This is a genomic window from Bradyrhizobium cytisi (genome assembly GCF_008123515.1).
Classification (GTDB): Bacteria; Pseudomonadota; Alphaproteobacteria; order Rhizobiales; family Xanthobacteraceae; genus Bradyrhizobium; species Bradyrhizobium cytisi.
Map to the genome: position 1 here is coordinate 51,898 of NZ_VSSR01000005.1, position 19,594 is coordinate 71,491.

17 protein-coding genes are annotated in these 19,594 nt (G+C 62.8%); 14 read left to right on the forward strand and 3 right to left on the reverse strand.

What is annotated here, in order from left to right:
* Nucleotide 1 precedes the first annotated feature (1 nt).
* From FXB38_RS02140 to FXB38_RS02150, 3 genes are all read right to left on the reverse strand, one after another.
* Nucleotides 2-919 carry an ABC transporter permease gene (locus tag FXB38_RS02140; protein ID WP_148749128.1) on the reverse strand — a complete coding sequence of 306 codons (918 nt, stop codon included), beginning with the start codon at nucleotides 917-919 and terminating at the stop codon, nucleotides 2-4.
* Between the two features lie 2 nt (nucleotides 920-921).
* Complete coding sequence (locus tag FXB38_RS02145) at nucleotides 922-1,902, reverse strand: ABC transporter permease (protein WP_148749129.1); 981 nt, start codon at nucleotides 1,900-1,902, stop codon at nucleotides 922-924.
* Between the two features lie 72 nt (nucleotides 1,903-1,974).
* Nucleotides 1,975-3,537: an ABC transporter substrate-binding protein gene (locus FXB38_RS02150; protein ID WP_148749130.1), complete on the reverse strand. Its 1,563-nt coding sequence runs from the start codon at nucleotides 3,535-3,537 to the stop codon at nucleotides 1,975-1,977.
* A gap of 502 nt (nucleotides 3,538-4,039) precedes the next feature.
* Between FXB38_RS02150 and FXB38_RS02155 the strand changes: the two genes are divergently transcribed.
* The 14 genes from FXB38_RS02155 (at nucleotide 4,040) to FXB38_RS02220 (ending at nucleotide 19,569) form a co-directional block, all read left to right on the forward strand.
* The gene (locus FXB38_RS02155) at nucleotides 4,040-4,816 is read left to right on the forward strand and encodes an ABC transporter ATP-binding protein (protein ID WP_148749131.1); all 777 of its coding nucleotides are present in this window, start codon (nucleotides 4,040-4,042) and stop codon (nucleotides 4,814-4,816) included.
* Nucleotides 4,813-5,535, forward strand: a complete 723-nt coding sequence (locus FXB38_RS02160) for an ABC transporter ATP-binding protein (protein ID WP_148749132.1) — start codon at nucleotides 4,813-4,815, stop codon at nucleotides 5,533-5,535. The genes FXB38_RS02155 and FXB38_RS02160 overlap by 4 nt, the downstream gene beginning before the upstream one ends.
* Nucleotides 5,536-5,537: 2 nt before the next feature.
* Entirely contained in the window at nucleotides 5,538-6,452 is a 915-nt protein-coding gene (locus tag FXB38_RS02165; RefSeq protein ID WP_148749133.1) for a branched-chain amino acid ABC transporter permease, read from the forward strand.
* A 3-nt stretch (nucleotides 6,453-6,455) separates the two neighbouring features.
* Entirely contained in the window at nucleotides 6,456-7,529 is a 1,074-nt protein-coding gene (locus FXB38_RS02170; RefSeq protein ID WP_148749134.1) for a branched-chain amino acid ABC transporter permease, read from the forward strand.
* A 28-nt stretch (nucleotides 7,530-7,557) separates the two neighbouring features.
* Nucleotides 7,558-8,745, forward strand: a complete 1,188-nt coding sequence (locus tag FXB38_RS02175; RefSeq protein ID WP_148749135.1) for an ABC transporter substrate-binding protein — start codon at nucleotides 7,558-7,560, stop codon at nucleotides 8,743-8,745.
* A 90-nt stretch (nucleotides 8,746-8,835) separates the two neighbouring features.
* Nucleotides 8,836-9,564 (forward strand): LamB/YcsF family protein, encoded by a 729-nt coding sequence (locus FXB38_RS02180; protein ID WP_148749136.1) that lies wholly within the window; start codon nucleotides 8,836-8,838, stop codon nucleotides 9,562-9,564.
* 36 nt (nucleotides 9,565-9,600) lie between these two features.
* Nucleotides 9,601-9,843 (forward strand): acetyl-CoA carboxylase, encoded by a 243-nt coding sequence (locus FXB38_RS02185; protein ID WP_148749137.1) that lies wholly within the window; start codon nucleotides 9,601-9,603, stop codon nucleotides 9,841-9,843.
* Between the two features lie 16 nt (nucleotides 9,844-9,859).
* Nucleotides 9,860-11,260, forward strand: a complete 1,401-nt coding sequence (locus FXB38_RS02190) for an acetyl-CoA carboxylase biotin carboxylase subunit (protein ID WP_148749138.1) — start codon at nucleotides 9,860-9,862, stop codon at nucleotides 11,258-11,260.
* 43 nt (nucleotides 11,261-11,303) lie between these two features.
* Entirely contained in the window at nucleotides 11,304-12,179 is an 876-nt protein-coding gene (locus FXB38_RS02195) for a 5-oxoprolinase subunit B family protein (RefSeq protein WP_148749139.1), read from the forward strand.
* Nucleotides 12,169-13,149: a 5-oxoprolinase subunit C family protein gene (locus FXB38_RS02200; RefSeq protein WP_148749140.1), complete on the forward strand. Its 981-nt coding sequence runs from the start codon at nucleotides 12,169-12,171 to the stop codon at nucleotides 13,147-13,149. Before FXB38_RS02195 ends, FXB38_RS02200 begins: the two co-directional genes overlap by 11 nt.
* Before the next feature lie 210 nt (nucleotides 13,150-13,359).
* Nucleotides 13,360-14,325 (forward strand): LysR family transcriptional regulator, encoded by a 966-nt coding sequence (locus FXB38_RS02205; protein ID WP_148749141.1) that lies wholly within the window; start codon nucleotides 13,360-13,362, stop codon nucleotides 14,323-14,325.
* Nucleotides 14,326-14,454: 129 nt separating this feature from the next.
* Nucleotides 14,455-15,435, forward strand: coding sequence for an AraC-like ligand-binding domain-containing protein (locus tag FXB38_RS02210; protein WP_148749142.1), 981 nt, complete (start codon nucleotides 14,455-14,457; stop codon nucleotides 15,433-15,435).
* Between the two features lie 144 nt (nucleotides 15,436-15,579).
* Nucleotides 15,580-17,604 (forward strand): hydantoinase/oxoprolinase family protein, encoded by a 2,025-nt coding sequence (locus FXB38_RS02215; RefSeq protein ID WP_148749218.1) that lies wholly within the window; start codon nucleotides 15,580-15,582, stop codon nucleotides 17,602-17,604.
* 3 nt (nucleotides 17,605-17,607) lie between these two features.
* Nucleotides 17,608-19,569 carry a hydantoinase B/oxoprolinase family protein gene (locus tag FXB38_RS02220; protein WP_148749143.1) on the forward strand — a complete coding sequence of 654 codons (1,962 nt, stop codon included), beginning with the start codon at nucleotides 17,608-17,610 and terminating at the stop codon, nucleotides 19,567-19,569.
* The last annotated feature ends 25 nt before the right edge of the window (nucleotides 19,570-19,594 follow it).

Below are 19,594 nucleotides of genomic sequence, written 5' to 3' on the forward strand. Positions count from 1 at the left end.
CTCAGAGACCTCCATAGATGCGGTTGCGCGCCTTTTCCAGCGCCGAGCCCATGAGATTGATCGAGGTGAGCGCGACGGCGAGGAAGATGCCCGGGATGGTCCCGATCCACCAGGCATTGAGCAGGTATTTGCGGGAATCGGCGATGATGCTGCCAAAGCTCGGAGTCGGCGGCTGAATGCCGAGCCCAAGGAAGCCCAGGATCGCCTCGAAGATCATCATGCGGGCAACATCGAGCACCGCGACGAAGGCAATCGGTGGCAGGATGTTGGGTGCTGCGAATAGCAACAGGATGCGCCAATCTCCGGCCCCAAGCACGCGCAGGCCACGCACATATTCCTTGCCGCGCTCGGCGACCGCGGCACTGCGGGCCACGCGCGCGTACAGCGGCCAGCCGGACAGCGCCAGCACGATGATGATGGTCGGGACAGTCGGCCGCGACACGCCGAGAATGGTGATCGCCAGGATAATCATCGGAATCGAGAGCTGGGCGTCGGTGATCCGCATGATGATGGTGTCCCACCATTTGCCCTTGAAGCCTGCAAACAGGCCGAGACCACAGCCGATGATGAAGATCAGGAGGACAGTGACGATGCCGACCAGCAGCGAATAGCGCAGCCCGATCAGGCTCCGCATCAGGATGTCGCGGCCGAGCTGATCCGTGCCCAGCACGTGATCCCAGGTCCATTTGTCGCCCAGATAGACCGGCGCCAGGAACTTGTCCTTCACCACCATCTTGGTGGCGCTGACCGAGGACACCTCGGGATAGATCGCGGATGCGAGCAGCAGTGCGATGAAGACGAAGAAGCCGACCTTGAAGCTCGACATGCCCCAGGCTGCAGCCAGTATCCTCCGATTGACGGACCGGATGCGCGCCAATCGAGGCTCGGGCTCCGCAGCAATGACCGTGGTGGCCGTCATGGTCAGATCTCCACGCGCGGATCGATGAGATAAGCGACCAGATCCACGATGATATTGATGAAGACAAACACCGCGCTGGTCGTGATGGCGATGCCCTGGATCACCGGGAAATCGCGCCCGACGACAGACACGACGGTCAGATTGCCGAGACCCGGATAGTCAAAGATGTATTCGATCACCAGCACGCCGCCGATCAGGGTCGAAAGCTGGATCCCGAGCAGGTTGACCAGCGGGACCGCCGCATTGCGCAGAGCATGGGAATAGACGATGCGGCGGCGCGACAGGCCGCGAACCCTGGCTTCATCGATGAACGGCGCCTGCATCACTTCGCCGAGTGACGTCGTAAGCGTCCGGATGATGAAGGGCGCGATCTCCACCGCCAGCACCAAGGCCGGCAGAATGACATAGGAGAAGCCCTGGTAGCCGAGCGCCGGAAGCAGCTTCAGCTTGATCGACAGAAACAGGATCAGAACGATCGCGAGCCAGAAATTCGGGATCGACACGAACAGCGATTGCATGCCGAACGCCAGGGCGTTCCGCCATCGATGCTGATGCAGGCCGCCGGCTATTCCCACCGGGAACGAGATCAGCAGCGCGAACAACAAGGCCATGCCGCCCAATTGCAGCGTGAATGGCAAACGCTCGAGAATGAGGTCGGTCACCAGCGCCATGTCCGACTTGGTCGGATCGACATATTGTCCGCCGGCGGCAATCATGCCGCTACGCGGCCGCAGATAGGATTGTCCGAGGTCGCCCTGGAGCAGACCGCGCATATAGCGGCCGTATTGGACGATGATGGGATCGCGCAGCCCCATCTTGGTCGCCACCTTCTCGACCACATCGGGTGGCGCCATGCCACCGACGATCAGACGGACGGGATCGCCTGGAACCACGCGCAACAGCGTGAAGATGATCAACGAGGTGATGAAGACGATCAGGAGGCCCTGCGCGATCCGCTTGACCAGGAATTCCAGGATCAACATCGGGAAGAGCTACCCTTGCATTCGTCGGGGAGTACCGGCAGGCCGGACAAGTCCGACCTGCCGGAGCAATCATCATGCCAGTGTGGCCTTGGTCATGTCCTGCATGCCGTTCGGGTAGATGTAGAGGCCGTCGAGCTTCTTGCTGTAGGCGTGGATGAAGACCGACGTGAACAACGCAAGTGCCGGCGCCTTCTTGGCGATGGTCGGCAGCGTCTCGGTCTGGAGGATCTTCTTGCGCTCCTCGATGGAGGTGGCGTTGCGCTCCTTGTCGAGCACCGCGTCGATGTCCTTGTCGACGATGCCGGTAATACGCTTCGACGACGAGTGGAAGTGGGTGCGCAGCACCAGATCCGGCTCAGGCGACCCTGTGCACCAGCCGCAGTCGATCATGTTGCCTTCACCGCCACCCGGCTTGTCATAGAGCAAATTGCCCCAAGCCGCGACTTCGAGGGTCTGAAGATTGACTTTAAAGCCCTGCTCCTGAAGCATGCCAGTGATCAGTTCGGCATATTCCTTGGTCTTCGGATAGAAGCCGACCGAGGTGTAATAGGTGAGCTCGGGAAGGCCCTGGCCTTTCGGGAAACCGGCTTCCGCCAGCAGCTTCTGGGCCTTGGCTGGATCGAATTCCGGATAATCGGCGACCTCCGTATAGCCGAACTTCACCGGCGAGATGTGCGCCTTGGAGTAGGTTCCGGAGACGCCGAGCACTTCCAGCACCTGTTTGCGATCGATGGAGTGGCACGCCGCCAGCCGGATGCGCGGATCGTCGAACGGCTTTTTGGAGCAACGGAAGAACAGATATTTGTTCTCGACCGACACCGCCTTGTGGATGTTGAAGCGAGCATCCTTGGAAATCGTCTCGACCTGCTCCTGCTCCAACCGCTCGATAATGTCCGCCGAGCCGTTCAGCAGCGAGAGCGTCCGGGTCGTGGTGTCGCCGACGAAATGATATTCGACGCCGGGAATCTTCGGCGCGCCGAGGAAGAAATCGGCGTTGGCGGTGAGAACGGTCGTGTCGCCCTTCTGCTCGACGTATTTGTATGGCCCGGTGCCGTTCATGCGAGCCGACAACTGCGCCTTGTTGGCGATGTCCTTGGCAGACATGATCGGTAGGAACGAAGAGAGATAGTAGTAGAGCGCCGCCGGATAAGCGTGCGCCTTGGTATTGATGCGGCAGGTGAAATCGTCGACGACGTCAATGGTGACGAGGCCCGGATACCACTGCGCCGGCCGATCGGGCTGGCAGCCATACTCGTAGGTCGCCTTGACGTCGGCTGCCGTAAACGGCGTGCCGTCATGAAACTTCACGCCCTTGCGAAGCTTGACCTCCATCGTGGACGCATCGATCGGCGTCATGGACTCGGCCAATTCGAAGATCAGCTCGTCCGGCTTGTCCGGTTTCATCGGCGCGCGCGTCAGATAGCCGAACACGAATCCTTCGACGATCAACTGACCGAGATTGGTGTGCGTGGTCGGATCCCAATTTCCAGACAGCGCTTCCGCGCCGAGAAATCGCAGTGCCTTGCCTTCGGCTGCAAAGGCGGAGTTCACCAGAAAATCGGGATTGACCCGCCCGAAGCCAAACGCTGCGGCACCGGCAAGCCCACCTAACATCACGTCTCTACGGTTGATCATGTCCTAATCCCTCGATGATTTTGGCAATGCTGAAACTGCTGCCGAGGGCGCGGGGCACTCAGCCGTTTCGATCGTGTCGCGCAACTTGCCGCAACTTGCCTAGCCGCAACTTGCAAAGCGTAGACCAAAGCCCGTGCTTGCCCGATTCCTGCTGCTCCACGATTCCGTTGCTGACACTCCCGGATGCGACGATTGCGCGCGGCGGCTCCTGATCACCTGGAGCGCACCGCCCAACTCCGAGGCAGCCACGCCTGTCCACTGTGCAGGACAGGAATGATGGACGCACGGAACAGCGTTCACATAAAACCGCGTCCTGCTCCAAGCATGGCCTGCAACCTCTGGCTTGCAACGTGCTTAAATTCGAGCGGTCTGCACGTTCACCTCTCTGAAACTCAGCAACATCAGAATTTCAGATATCCGCGAACGATATTTCGAATTTTACAAGCGTCTCCCGCAACGCAAAACTCCGTCTGTGATTGGCGACGAGTGAGAAGGCGTTGAGATGACTTCCGGTGGCTTGGAGTTGGGCGCTCGCGACGTCAGCGTCCAATTCGAAGGCTTGAAAGCACTGTCCAAAGTCGCGCTCAACGTTCCGCGGGGACGCATCACCGGACTGATCGGCCCCAACGGCGCCGGTAAGACGACACTTATCAACGTGCTGACGGGGTTCCAGCCGGTCGGCACAGGGACCGTCGACCTGGACGGCGAGATGCTCAATGGCATCCCGCCCCACAAGCTTCGACGCAAGGGCGTCGCTCGCACATTTCAGTCCGGCCGACTTTTCCGCGACCTGCCGGTCGTGGACAATCTCGAGGTCACGGGCGTGGGCATGGGCCAGACGCGGCGCGAGGCGATCGCGGAGGCCGAGCGCGTGATGGCCTGGCTTGGCATATCGCATCTCGGCAGCACGATCGCAGGCGCCCTGCCCTACACCGACGAGCGCCGCGTCGCCATCGGCCGCGCCATCATGTGCACGCCACGTTATTTGCTGCTCGACGAACCCGCAGCCGGCATGTCCGAGCATGAAAGCCACGACCTGGCCGTCATCATCAGGCGGATCGCGACTGAACTCGGCGTCGGCGTGCTGCTGATCGAGCACAACATCGGCCTCGTGCTCGAACTCTGCGAGCGCATCTTCGTGCTCGATTCCGGCGAGATCATCGAAGTCGGCGCGCCGGCGCAGATCCGCAACAGCGACGCGGTGCGGCACGCCTATATGGGCACGCAGCGCGACGAAGTGATCACGGCGCCCGCGGCCGAGATGGGCGCCGCATCATGACGCTGCTCGCCGTCGACGACATCACCGTCAGCTACGGACGCCTGACGGCGTTGCGCGGCGTCACGCTGAAGATCGCCGAAGGTGAGGTTCTGTTCGTGACAGGCCCCAATGGCGCAGGCAAGTCGACCCTGCTGAACGCGATCGCCGGCGTCGTGCCGGCGGGCTCGGGCTCCATCACCATGGACGGCGCCAACGTGACGGGTGCCTCGCCGGAGGACATCGCCCGGCGCGGATTTTCGCTGGTGCCGGAAGGACGCAACGTCTTCGGCGCACTGAGCATCGAGGAAAATCTGAAGGTCGGCACCGGCATGCGAGCCGACAGGCACAAGATCGCCGGCGACCTGGACTCCGTCTACGCCGAATTCCCGATGCTGGCCGATCGCCGCCACACTGCGGCTGGCATGCTCTCCGGCGGCCAGCAGCAGATGCTTGTCATCGGTCGTGCGTTGATGACGGCTCCGCGCATCATGGCCATCGACGAGCCTTCGCTGGGACTTGCACCCAAGATCATCGATCAGGTCTACGAGATCCTGGTGCGGCTACGGGCGCAGCGCAAGCTGACGCTGCTGATCGTCGAGCAGAGCTCGACGCGCGCCATGATGACCGGCGGACGCATGATCCTGATTCGCGGCGGGCGCATCGTCCTCGAGGGCGCCGCGGCCGACATGATCAAGGACGAACGTCTGAAGCAAGCCTATTTCGGCTTCGGAGACCACTGAGAATGACGGCGGTTCTGCAGATCATCTTCGACGCACTGAGCCTCGGCAGTCTCTATGCCCTGGGCGCCCTCGGCATCGCGCTGATCTTCGGCGTCATGCGGCTGGTCAACTTCGCCCATGGCGACTTCATCGCCTTCTGCGTGTTCGCAATGCTATGGCCGTCGATCGATGCAACCGCGGTCGTTTTCGCCGGCATGCTGCCGTTCTATCTCCTGATTCCGCTGTTGCTGATCATCGGCGCGACACTGTCCATCCTGTCGGAGATCGTCGTATTCCGCCGTTTCCGCAACACCAATCCGGCGACGATGATGATCGCGTCCTTTGCCCTCGGCTTCGTCATCCGGCACTTGATGCTGATGCTCTATTCGAGCCGCCCGAAGTCGATCACGCTGTGGCCAAGCCTCGGCCTCCCGGTCGATTTTCTCGGCGCCCACATCCCGATGCTCCAAGTCGTGACCATCGTCATCACGCTGGCCGCGCTCGCTGTGCTGGTGCTGTTCCTCAAGCGCACGCGCTATGGCCTCGAAATGCGCGCCGCAGCCGAAAACTTCACCATGGCGCGCATGCTCGGGGTCCGTGCCAACGGCGTCATCCTGCTGGCCTTTGCCATCAGCGGCATGCTGGCCGCGGCGATCGGATTGATCCTGGCCACTATCTCCGGCACCGCCGACATCAACATGGGCGCCAACGTCATGCTGATCGCCTTCATCGCCACCGTGATCGGCGGTCTCGGCAGCGTGCCCGGTGCCGTCGCCGGCGGCTTCATCATCGGCGCCGCCAGCGTCATCTTCCAGGCGACACTGCCGCACGACGCGCGCGTCTTTCGCGATGCCTTCGTCTATGGCGCGGTGATCGTCGTCCTGCTGGTGCGGCCGCAAGGCCTGTTTGCACCGAAATCCGCCAAGCAGAGGGTCTGATCGATGCCAAAGCGGCCGTCCGTCATCCGGCAAACGATGCTGACACCGATCGTCCTGATCGTCGTCCTGCTCGTCATGGCTGCGCTGAGCTATCAGTTCGGCAGCCGCGCATTCAACCGAACCGCCGTCGAGATGTTCATCAACATCATGGTTGTCGTCGGCCTCTACGTGTTTGTCGGAAATTCGGGCCTGCTGTCGTTCGGGCACATCAGCTTCATGTGCCTCGGCGCCTACATGACCGCATGGCTCGCGATCCCGCCCGTGATGAAGTCGATGACGCTCAAGGGACTGCCGACCTGGCTGCTGCACACGCAATTGCCGATGTGGGTGGCCACGCCGATTTCGGGCGTGTTCGCCGCCCTGTTCGCGCTCGTCGTCGGACGCGTCATCATGCGCCTGTCGGGGATTGCCGCCTCGATCGCGACTTTCGGACTGCTCGGCGTCATCAACAACGTCTATTCGAACTGGGATTCGGTCACGGGCGGACAAGGTTCGATCGTCGGCATACCGCCGACCATGAACGTCTGGATCGGCTGGCTGGGTGCCGCAGTTGCGATCGCGATCGCCTACCTCTACGCGATTTCCCGCTCCGGGCTCGCGCTTCGGGCCACACGCGATGAGTCCGTTGCCGCCAGCGCCTCGGGTATCGACATTGTCCGCGAACGGCTGGTCGCGTTCGTGGTCAGCGCCTTCATCATCGGCATCGCCGGTGCGCTCTACGCGCACTTCCTCAGCATCGTCAACCCCGGTGCCTTCTATCTGCGGACGACCTTCATCACCCTCTCAATGCTGGTCGTCGGCGGCATGTACAGCCTCAGCGGCGCCGTCACCGGCGTCGTCACGATCTCGGTGCTGATCGAATTGTTCCGCAATCTTGAAAAAGGCATCAGCCTTGGCGCAATCAAGGTCGCACTGCCGAACGGGGTCCAGGAGATCGCGATCGGCATCATCACCATCGTCATCTTGATGTATCTGCCGACCGGTCTCACCCGCAACCAGGAGTTCTCCTGGCGCGGATGGCCGATGCTGCGACGTTTGTCACGCCCGGTGCGGACGGCGATGAAGGAACTGAACTGAAGTTCGCTACACAACTGGAGGAATGGTTATGCGTCTTGCGAGAATACTGGGTGTCCTGACTGGGGTGTCCGCACTCTGGTTCGCACCGGCCAAGGCGGCCGACGAGATCGTCATCGGATTTGCGACCGCAGCGTCAGGCTTCATGCAGGCCTATGACAAGCCGGCACAAGATGCGGCAATGATCCGCATCGACGAGATCAACAAGGCGGGCGGCTTGCTCGGCAAGAAGATCAAGGCCGTCTTTGCCGATACCAAGACCGACCAGGCCGAGGGCGCCAAGGCCGGCCTTGCCGTGCTCGACCAGGGCGCAGATCTCGTGGTCGTCTCCTGCGACTACGATTTCGGCGCGCCGGCGGCACTCCAGGCGCAGGCGGCCGGCAAGGTCTCGTTCTTCCTCTGCGCCGAGTCGATCAAGGCCGGCATCCCCGGCGTCGGTCCCTACTCGTTCTCCGGCTCCGTTCTGGCGGCCGTGCAGGGCGCGACCATGGCGGAATGGGCCTACAACAAGAAGAATGCCCGCAGCTTCTACCGGCTGCTCGACAGCTGGACCGTCTACAACAAGGGCATCTGCGACGGCTTCGACTGGATGATGCCGAAGCTGAAGGACGCGACGCTGGCCGGAAGCGACACCTTCAAGAATGATGATGCTTCGATTGCGTCCCAGATCACGCGCATCAAGAGCCTGCCGAAGGAGCCCGACGCCATCATGGTCTGCACGATGATGCCGGGCGCGGTGTCGGCCATCAAGCAGATCCGGGCCGCCGGCATCAAGTCGATGATCCTCAACGGTTCGAGCATGGACGGCAGCTACTGGCTGAACGCCATTCCGGATCTGTCGAACTTCTACGTTCCGGTGCAGGGCTCGATCTACGGCGACGATCCCAATCCGAAGGTCAACGAGTTCAACAAGAAGTACAAGGACGTGACGGGCGGCGATCCGTCCAGCCAGTACGTCTATCCTGGCTATGTCCTGATCGACGTCTGGGCCAAGGCGGTCGAGCACGCCAAGACCACCGACGCTCCGGCCGTCGTCGCGGAACTGGAAAAGATGAACAACGAGGCCACGCTGTTCGGGCCGCGCACCTTCAACAAGGACATCCACCATCAAAACCAGGGTCGTTACCTGATCATCGACACCGAGGCCGGCAAGCCGAAGATGGTCGATCAGTGGACCATCTCGGAGAAGATCCCGGTCGACTATCTGGTGTCGAAGTAAATCGGCAATGCGCCGCCCGCGGTGCCTGTCGCACCTGCGGGCGGCCGTCCCCCTTGGATCGAACGCAAGCCGTTGAGAGGAAACAGGAGAATGGTCGTGATTAATTGCGACATGGGCGAGGCCTATGGCCTCTACAAGATGGGCGACGACAAGGCGCTGATGCCCCACATCGATGTCGCCAACGTGGCTTGCGGCTTCCATGCATCCGACTTCAACCACATGCGGCAAACGGTGCAACTCGCCAAGCAGTTCGGCGTCAAGGTCGGCGCCCATCCGTCGCTGCCGGACTTGCAGGGTTTTGGGCGGCGGGAGATGAAGATCGACCGCGAGGAGTTGACGAACTGCCTGCTTTATCAGATCGGCGCTCTCAAGGCATTCCTGGATGCCGAAGGGCTGCCGCTCAATCACATCAAGCCGCACGGCGCCCTCTATGGCATGGCCGCGCGCAGCGAGAACATCGCAGAAGCCGTCGCGGATGCCGCCGATGTCTATAAGGTGCCGCTGCTCGGCATGAAGGGTACGCTGCATCAGATGGTCTACGAGCGGCGCGGCCATACCTTCGTCGCCGAATACTATGCCGACCTCGACTACAATGCCGACGGCAGCCTCATCATCACGCGCGAGCACGAGGCCAAGGATCCGGCCGACGCGGCGTCACGGTGCACGCGAGCCGTAAATGAAGGCAAGACCCGGTCGGTGGCCGGAAACGACGTCCTGGTCGGAGCCGATTCGATCTGCATCCACTCCGACACGCCCAACGCCGTCGCGATCGCGCACGCGGTTCGCGAAGCCGTCCGCCCCTATCTCACCGCGCGGTGAGAACGACCCGAAGAAGCGAACGACCAGGAGGACCCCATGGCAACTCAACAGATATTCTCGCCGCTGCCGGGCATATTCTATCGCAAGCCCGCGCCCGACAAGCCGGACTACAAGTCCGACGGAGATACCATCACGGAGCACGACACGATCGGTCTCATCGAGGTGATGAAATCGTTCAACGAGGTGAAGGCCGGCGCGGCGGGCAAGATCTTGCGTTTCCTGGCCGAGAACGAGGAGGCCATTATGGCGGGCCAGCCGATTGCCGAGATTGACGTTTGAAACGGTTCGCGCGTTCATGACGATCCAGAAGCTCCTCATCGCCAATCGCGGCGAGATCGCCGTCCGCATCATTCGTGCGGCGCGCGAGCTCGGTATTGCGACCGTCCAGGTCTACAGCAAGGCCGACAAGGACTCGCTTGCCGTCCGGCTGGCCGACCAGTCGATCGAGATCGGTCCGCCGCAGGCATCAAAATCATACCTCAACCAGGCGACGATCCTCGCCGCCGCCGGGACGACCGGCGCCGACGCCATCCATCCCGGCTACGGCTTCCTGGCCGAGAACGCCGAGTTCGCGGCCGCGGTCGAAGCAGCGGGGCTGATCTTCGTCGGCCCGACCGCGCAATCGATCAGGCTGATGGGCGACAAGGTCGCGGCCCGGGAGGCTGCGCAAGCCGCCGGCGTGCCGACCGTCCCCGGCAGCGCCGGACGCCTGGAATCTGCCGACGCAGCCTTCGCATTGGTCGAGAAGACCGGCTTTCCCGTGATGATCAAGGCCGCGGCCGGCGGTGGCGGACGCGGCATCCGCATCGCGCGTTCCGCCGAGGAATTCCATCATTTGATGCCTCAGGCACGGGCGGAAGCACTCGCCGCCTTCGGCGATGGCGGGCTCTATGTCGAGAAGCTGATCGAAGGCGCGCGGCACATCGAGGTACAAATCCTCGGTGACGGGCGCGACGTCATCCATTGTTTCGAGCGCGAGTGCTCGCTGCAACGACGCCGTCAGAAGGTCTGGGAAGAGGCGCCCTCACCGTCGCTGACACCGGCGGTTCGCGACAGACTGTGTTCGTCGGCGGTCGCGCTCGCCAAGGCGGTGGACTATCGCGGCGCCGGAACGCTCGAATATCTCTATGACGACCGCAGTCACGAATTCTACTTTCTGGAGATGAACACCCGGATCCAGGTCGAGCATCCCGTCACGGAGATGGTCACCGGCATCGACCTCGTCTGCGAGATGATCCGGATCGCCGGCGGCGAGCCGCTCCGCATTCGCCAGGACCAGGTTCGGGTCCGCGGTCATTCGATCGAAGTCCGCATCAACGCCGAGGATCCGGCGAAGGGCTTTCTCCCAAGCCCCGGCACAATCAATGCGCTCAGCGTGCCCAGTGGTGAAGGCGTGCGCTTCGACAGCATGCTCTATCAGGGCTACACGGTGCCGCCGTTCTACGACAGCCTGCTCGGCAAGCTGATCGTGCACGACGTGGACAGACCGCGTGCGATCCGGCGGCTCGAGCGCGCTCTTGCCGAGCTCAGCGTCGAGGGCCTGGCAACGACAAGGCCCCTGCATCAGGCGCTCGCGCGCGATCCCGACGTTCAGGCCGCGCGCTTTCATACCGCCTGGCTCGAGCCATGGCTGGAAAACCATGCGTCGTCGCTCGGCACCGCGGCGCCGTCACCGACCGCCAAGGTCGCGCAATGACCGCGAGAGAACCCGCCCCGTCAGCAACAGGAGGCCGCTAGTCATGCAAACCCGATTTTCCTACGGCGGCGATGAGCACATCTTCGCCGAGGTCGCTGAGTCCATGTCACTGGAGGCTTTCTTCAAGGGCCTGTTCGTCACCAATGCGGTGCGCGACGCCAGGATCAAGGGCGTGACCGAGATCTGCCCGGCCAACGCGTCCTATCAGGTCAAGTTCGATCCGGATCAGATCAAGCCCGACGACCTGCTTGCCGAGCTGAAACGGCTGGATTCCGCATCTGAAACATCCGCTCCGGTCATCAAGACGCGGATCATCGAAATCCCCGTGCTCTACAATGATCCCTGGACGCACGAGACCCTGATGCGCTTCCGCGAGCGCCATCAGGATCCCAACGGCACTGATCTCGAATATGCTGCGCGCATCAACGGGCTCGACGGGGTCGACGCCTTCATCAAGGCGCACTCCAGCGCGCCGTGGTTCGTCTCGATGGTCGGCTTCGTCGCCGGCCTGCCGTTCCTCTACCAGATGGTGGAACGCCAGCGGCAGATCCAGGCGCCGAAATATCTGCGCCCACGCACGGATACGCCAAAACTCACCGTCGGGCACGGCGGATGCTTCAGCTGCATCTATTCGGTACGCGGCGCCGGTGGCTACCAGATGTTCGGCATCACGCCGATGCCGATCTACGATCCCAACCAGAAGATCAGCTATTTGCGCGACTTCATGTGCCTGTTCAAGCCGGGCGACATCGTGAAATGGAAGCCGATCGACCGAGCGGCCTATGACGCTGCCGTGGCCGATGTCGATGCCGGCCGTTTCGCGCCTGTTATCCGCGACGTTTCGTTTTCGCTAACCGAGTTCAACAACGACATCGACGCCTATAACCGCAAGCTCGAGGGGGTTCTCCATGGCAATTAAAGTCTTGAAGCCCGGCCTTGCCACCACCGTGCAAGACCTGGGGCGTCCCGGCTACTATCACATCGGCATTCCGCTCTCCGGCGGCATGGACCGTCACGCGCTTGCCGCGGCAAACCTGCTCGTGGGCAACGAGGAAGGCGCTGCGGTCCTCGAGGCCGTATTCATGGGGCCGGAGCTCGAATTCACCGATGACGCCCTGGTCGCAATCACCGGAGCCGAGCTGCCGCCGAAGCTCGATGGCGAGCCGCGCGAGACCTGGACGAGCTTCAAGGTGAAGCGCGGCCAAAAGCTGTCCTTCGATTTCCTCAAGCAGGGCGCCCGCGGCTATATTGCAATCGCTGGCGGCATCGACGTGCCGCTTGTCCTGGGCTCCCGCTCCACCTATGCGCTCGGCGCACTCGGCGGCTTCAAGGGCCGGAAGCTCGAAGCCGGTGACGAACTTCCGATCGGCAAAGCCGGTGCAGCCGTCAGGGATGGCCGCACAGTCGCGAAGGAGCTGCGCGGCCTGCCGGCGGCGATGCCGACCGAACTGCGCGTGATGCCCGGGCTTTACTGGCACCGCATCACCGAGACGGCCGGCGTTGGGTTTTTCGGCGACACCTGGAAGGTCGCACCGGAAGCTGACCGGATCGGCTACCGCTTCAAGGGCGGCAAGCCGCTCGAATTCGTGCCGCGCGAGCCGCCCTTCGGAGCCGGTTCTGATCCCTCCAACATCACCGATGCCTGCTACCCCTACGGATCAATCCAGGTTCCCGGCGGCACTGAGCCGATCGTGCTGCATCGTGACGCGGTCTCGGGCGGCGGCTATTTCATGGTCGGCACGGTCATCGCAGCGGACATGGATTTGATCGGCCAGCTCCAGCCCAACACTCCGGTGAAGTTCGTCAAGGTCGGGATGGATGAGGCCCTTGCGGCGCGCAAGAGCCGGGCCGGCTTGCTGGGCAAGCTTCGCAGTGCTCTATTGGCGTAGGCGCTGAAGGGCCGTACGGTATCTGCGCCCCCGGTCGACCAAGCTCCGATACGGCGCTTGGTCGCTCTGACCGTCCGCTATTCCACTATTGTGTTGCTCAAGTTGCCCGCGCGCAGACTAGGCACGGGAGTTGCATTGAAATCCTTTGCGCCCAAAAGCAGCGCTCAACCGCTCGTGAGTTAGGTAAAATCAAATATCGGATCGACCGTGATGTCCGTTTCTCTGAAACAAATCCGCTATTTCGTCGCCGCCGCCGAGACGGGGCGTATCAGCCAAGCAGCCATCGACCTGAATGTCTCGCAATCCGCGGTCACCGCCGCGATCCAGCAACTCGAAGCCATCGTCTGTGCCCGCCTGCTGGAGCGCACCCCGACCGGCGTGACCGTCACCATGGAGGGCAACCGGTTCCTGTCGCAAGGACGCCAGATCCTTGCTTCAGTCGCCGAAGCCGTCCACGGGACGCATATGTCCGCCGGTCCGCTGTTCGGAACGGTGCGCATTGGCGTCACCTATACCGTTTCCGGTTATTTTCTGCCGCGGCATCAGATGCGTTTCCAGGCAAGCTTTCCCGGGATCACAGTCGAGCTGTTCGAGATGCCGCGCGACGTGCTCGAACGCGCCGTCGTCGACGGTGCGCTCGACCTTGCGGTCATGCTGGTCTCGAACCTGCACAACAACGCCATGCTTGCGAGCGAGACGTTGTTGCGGTCGCCGCGCCGGTTGTGGCTTTCTCCCGATCATCCACTGACACGCGCCGAGCGCGTCCATCTCGCTGAGATCGCGACCTACCCTTACGTTATGCTCACCGTCGACGAAGCCAAGCACACGTCGATGCGCTACTGGAATGCCTTGTCGCTCGAACCGCGAACGATCTTCCGCACCTCCTCCGTCGAAGCCGTCCGATCCATGGTTGCGGGCGGAATGGGCATTACCATCCTGTCCGATCTCGTCTACCGGCCCTGGTCGCTCGAGGGCCAGCGGATCGAGACCCGCGTCATCGAGAACGAAGTGCCCAGCATGGACGTCGGACTGGCCTGGCGCCGTGACACCGAATTTTCCGATGCTGCGAAAGCGTATCGCGATTTCATGCGCTTTGCCGTGGCGGGCGTTGGTCCCGCACGTCCTCCGGTCGGCACCGACCACCGACAACGATCGGACGAGGCCATCGAAATCTGAGATATCGGCCCCCGCTTATTTCGATTTGACGCCGTCATGTCGTCCTCGCCAAGCTTGGGCCGATCACGGCGGTCGGCGCGATGAAAGAGCGCAAGGCCCGAACGGGCGATGGCAGGGACGGAGTGCGGCATGCAGGCCACTTATGCGACCAGCAATGTTCCCTCGCAAAATCGGCGGCACTTCTGGCAGGACGTTGTCTCCAAGACATACTTCCCGCTTGATCTTGTCTTTCCCGGCGGCCGCGACTTCCACGCGAGCCTGGGCGCCTGGTCCATGGGCCCTCTCTCGGTCTCCCGCAATGTCTCGAATGGCCTGCTCTACAGGCGCCACGAACGCCACCTCGTGAACGAGCGGGAAGAATGTTTCCTCATCACGGTCCCGGAGCTCGCCGAAATCCGCTTCGAGCAGGACGGCAAGGATGTCCGGTGCCGGCCCGGCGCATTCGTGATCGAGCGAAGCCATCTGCCCTATGAATTCAGCCACGATGATCCGGCGGCGCTCTGGGTGCTGAAGATCCCAAGCGCCGTCTTGCGCGCAAGGATATCCCGTCCCGAACGCCTCGCAACCCTGCAATTCGACGCCAACCGCAGCGTGGGTGCACTGTTCGTCGACACGCTGCGGCTTGCCGGCGACCGCATCGCGGACATGGACGAGGCGGCCCGGGCCGTGATGGGCAAGCATCTCATCGATCTCCTGGCGATGGTGATCGCGTCGGATGACCGCGTGCTGGTGGGCCATTCCTCGTCCGTTCGCAACGGCCACCTCCATCGCTGCGAGCAGTTCATTCGCACGCGTCTCGACGACATGCGACTCACGCCGCAAATGATCGCGGACGGCTGTGGCATCTCGCTCAGATATCTGCATCAGGTTTTTGAGGGAGAAGGCATCACCGTTTGCGCCTATATCCGGAACCAACGCCTGTCGATGTCCGACGCCATGCTGCGCGATCCCGGCTGCCGCAAGAGCATTTCGGAAATCGCCTACCTGTGGGGGTTCGGCGACCAGGCGCAGTTCAGCCGGAATTACCGCAGCCGGTTCGGCTGCACCCCGAGCGAGGCTCGCGCGGCGGCGCGCACCGCCCCTTGCCTGAAAGCTCATTCGCGCGCCTGACCGACCTTTAGGCATCCGGCAGCCGGCGCCCGTGCGGCGGTCGTTGGTGCTCTCTCGCACAAATCTTCCTGCGCTCAGCGTCAAGAATTGCCGCCCCTGATCTGCCTATGATCGTCGATCGCAATTCGATGAGGAAGTCGCATGGTGCAGAACCTTCGCGTGGCCGTCGACGTCGGCGGCACCTTTACCGATATCTGCATCATGGACGAGGCAACCGGCCTGATCCGCATCGAGAAGACGGCGTCGACCCCCGACCCCATCGACGGGATCATGGGCGGTGTGTCCAAGGCCGGTGTCGATCTCGCCGAAGTGGCGCTCTTCTCCCACGGCACCACCGTTGCAACCAACGCGCTGATCACGCGCCGCCTGCCCCGCACCGCCGTGGTCACGACCAAGGGTTTTCGCGACGTCATCGAAATCCGCCGCGCCAACAAGGAAGACCTCTGGGATACCTACAAGGACGTCGTCAAGCCATACGTCCCGCGGCGCGACCGCCTGACCGTGCCGGAACGCGTCGACGCCGGCGGCATCGTGATCGAGCCGCTCGATGTCGAGGCAGCACGCAACGTCGCGCGTATTCTCAAGCGCCGCGGCGTTGCCGCGGTCGCGGTCTGCTTCATGAACGCCTATCTCAACGGAGCGAACGAGCGCGCCATGCGCGATATTCTCGTCGAGGAGATGCCCGACATCCCCGTCTCGATCTCCTCGCAGGTGCTTCCCGAAATCTTCGAGCACGAGCGGTTCTCGACCACGGTCGCCAATGCCGTCGTGAGCCCGGTCGTGGTCAGCTACACGAGCCGGCTCGGCGAGCGTCTCGCCGATGAGGGCTATACCCGCGATCTCCTGCTGCTGCACACCGGCGGCGGTGTCATGACGCCGGCCAGCGTCAAGGATTTTGCCGCGCGCCTTGCCGGTTCCGGAATTGCTGCCGGCGCCATCGCCAGCCGCTACATCGCCGGCCTCTGTGGCTTTCCCAACTCCATTGGCCTCGACATGGGAGGCACATCGACCGACGTCTCGCTCGCCTATGAGGGGCAGTCGCGCATCACCAAAGACTGGCACATCGAGTTCGGTTATCCGATCCGCTTTGCGTCCATCGAGGTCCTCACCATCGGAGCCGGCGGTGGATCGCTGGCCTGGACCGACTCGGCTGGCTCCCTGCGCAACGGCCCGCAATCGGCTGGCGCCTTTCCGGGCCCCGCCTGCTACAGCAACGGCAATACCCAGCCGACCAATACCGACGCCAACGTCACTCTCGGCCGGCTCGGCACAAATCTCGCCGGCGGCAAGGTGAAACTCGACCCCGCGCTGGCACGCCAGGCGGTCGAGGATGGCGTCGCAAAGCCCTTTGGCCTCGGCCTGCACGAGGCAGCCGACGCGATCGTCAAGGTCGCCAACGCCAACATGTCGGATGCCGTACGGCTGATCTCGATCAGCCGCGGCTACGACCCGCGCGACTTTGCCCTGGTTGCCTTCGGCGGCGCCGGCGCGCTGCATGGGGTCGATGTCGCCCGCGAGCTTGCGATCCCGGTCGTGATCGTGCCGCCCAACCCCGGCGTGACCTCGGCGCTCGGCTGTCTCCTGGTCGACATGCAGCACGATTTTTCGCAGAGCTGCATGACCGGCGCCGATGAGGCCGACGCCGCCGACATCGAAGCACAGTTCGCCGCTCTGGAGAAGGACGCGCTCGCCCGGCTCACCCACGAAGGCATTGCGTCACAGGATATCGTGCTCCAGCGATCGATCGACATGATGTACCGCGGCCAGTGGCGGTCGCTCGCGGTCCATGCACCGCGCCCCATCGGTGCGATCGCGGACCTCGTCCAAAGCTTTCATACCGAGCACAAGCGTGAGTACAATTTCCGCCGTGACAGCGCCCCGGTCAGCTTCTTCCGTCTCAATCTCAAGGCGGTGGGCGTCGTCCCCAAGGCGGAGTTCGCCATCCATGAACCGACCGGCGTGATCCCTGAGCCGGTTGGCCGCCGCAGGGTGTGGTTCGACGGCAACGGGTTGGACACGCCCGTCTACGAGCGCGACGACCTGCCCTGCGGCTTCTCTTTTCAAGGACCCGCGATCGTCGAGCAGGTCGACGCGACGACCGTCGTACCGCCAGGCGCCTGCGCCGAGGTCGACAAATATCTCAACATCATCATCCGCGTGAAGGAGTGAACCATGGCCGGAGATCTCCCGCTCGACCCCGTGACCTTCGAGGTCCTCAAGAACTCCTTCATTACCAGCGTCGACCAGATGGGCGAGCAGGTGCTACGGACCTGCTACTCGTTCGTCATCTACAACCGCGATTTTTCCAGCGCCCTGCACGACGCCAAGGGCGAATGCGCCGCACAGGGCAATCAGGACATCGCCGTCCATGTCGGTACGCTGCATTTCACCTGCAAGGACGTCATGCGCTTCTTCGACGGGGATATGCATGAAGGTGACGTCTTCGCCATCAACGACCCCTACGCCGGCGGCACGCATTTCCCGGATGTTCGCCTGATCCGGCCGATCTTCGCCGACGGCAAGATCATCGCCTTCAGCCAGTCGAACGGCCATTGGTCGGATGTCGGCGGCAGCGTGCCGGGGTCGTTCGACGTCTCCGCGCGCGAAATGTTCCGCGAGGGGCTGCGCATCACGCCGGTACGGCTGTTCGACAAGGGCCGCTTCTGCAAGGACGTCGCGCATCTGATCGCCTCGAACACCCGCGACCCGGTCTCGATCATCGGCGACATCCAGGCGCAGTCCCAGGCCACCCAGGTCTGCGAGCGCGAGATCCTGCGTCTCGTCAACAAATATGGTCGCAACACGGTCGAGACCGGTCTTGCTGCCGTGCAGGACTATGTCGAACGTTCGGTGCGCCAGCGCATTGCGGCCCTGCCCGATGGCGAATGGGAGACGGTCGACTTCATCGACCGCGACCCCGCCGGCGGCGAAGGCATGATCCCGATCCGTATCAAGCTGACGATCAAGGGCGACCGCGCCATCTACGACTTCACCGGCAGCCATCCAACCATCGGTTCGATCTACAACTCGGCCTTCGGTACGACCTTCTCGGCCGTTGCGGCCGGCATGAAGACTTTCTTCCCGGATCTCCCGCTCAACTCCGGATTCTACCGCTGCTTTGAAATCATCGCGCCGGAAGGCTCAATCGTCGATGCCAAATGGCCGATCGCGGTCACCGGCTTCCTGATGCCGTTCGAGAAGATCATGAATTCGATCTACGAAATGTGGTCGAAGCTGATGCCGGAGCGCGCGCTCGCCTGCGCCTTCAATCTCGAATATCTGCTCACCGGTGGTCTCGACGCCCGCAGCCCGGACAAGCCCATCTTCATGTTCTACGACTGGCTGCCCGGCGGCTGGGGCGGACGCAACGGCAAGGACGGCAGCAACGTCACGACGGCATGCTTCGGCACCGGCCTGATGTCGCAGCCCGTCGAGGGCCAGGAGCGCGCCAACCCGATCCTGACCACGGAATGCGAAATTCTCAAGGACTCGCCCGGTCCGGGAAAATGGCGCGGCGGCGCCGGGGTGGTCAAGACGTCGCGCATACTGCAGGCCGAGAAGACCGTGATCTCCTATATCTGCGACCGCGAGCGTGCGGTGGTATGGGGCATCGAGGGCGGCTTGCCGTCCATGCCGCACGGGCTGACATTGACCCGCGCCGACGGCAAAGGCGAAGAGCGGCTCGGCTCGATCTTCTCGGATGTCCCGATCGGTGAAGGCGATATCTTCTCGCGCCCGACAGCCGGCGGCGGCGGGTTCGGCGATCCGCTCGAACGCGACCCGGCCCTCGTGATCGAGGACATCAAGGACGACTATGTCTCGGTCGAGCGGGCTGCGAAGGATTATGGCGTTGTCGTGCATACCGTTGACGCCGAGCTTTGCGAATATGAGGTCGACAAGGCCGCGACCGCAGCGCTTCGCACCAAAATCAAGGCCGAGCGTGTCGCCAATGTGCGGCTCGATCCTGAGATCGTGGCGAAAAATTATCGCAACGGCGCGATCGGCGTGCTCGACGTGATCCGCCAGCACGCCGTGATCCTCGACTGGGGCACCGGTGCTCTGCTTCCAAAATCCACAAGTCAGTTTCGCGAGGTGTTCGAGCGGCGCTCAGTGGCGAAGTGGAGCACGGGCTGACCGATCGAACCGAGAGCGCGGACGA